Source organism: Microbacterium sp. GbtcB4, from assembly GCF_019091465.1.
Lineage (GTDB): Bacteria > Actinomycetota > Actinomycetes > Actinomycetales > Microbacteriaceae > Microbacterium > Microbacterium paraoxydans.
Genome location: NZ_JAGXJJ010000647.1, coordinates 1 through 233, shown reverse-complemented (window position 1 = coordinate 233; position 233 = coordinate 1). Strand labels below are relative to the sequence as shown.

Genomic DNA, 233 nt, shown 5'->3' with positions numbered 1-233 from the left:
GGCCGACGTCGGGCTGCTCGACCAGAATGCGGCTGGAGCCGAGGTTCTTGTCGAAGATCGCCTGCCAGATGCCGCCACCGTCGGTGAAGAGCTCGTTGATGTGCGCGCGGAAGACGACATCGCCCTTGGCCAGCCCGACTCCGTAGCGCTCCTCCGTGAAGAGACCGCCGGTGACCTTCACGTCGTCCAGGTACTGCGCCGCATAGCCGATCAGGATGGCCTGGTCAGTGGTG

At 65.2% G+C, this 233-nt stretch carries 1 pseudogene; it reads right to left on the bottom strand.

Annotated elements, in window-relative coordinates:
• Nucleotides 1-233 (bottom strand): annotated as a pseudogene (locus tag KVS71_RS19115) (ABC transporter substrate-binding protein); the annotation flags it as partial.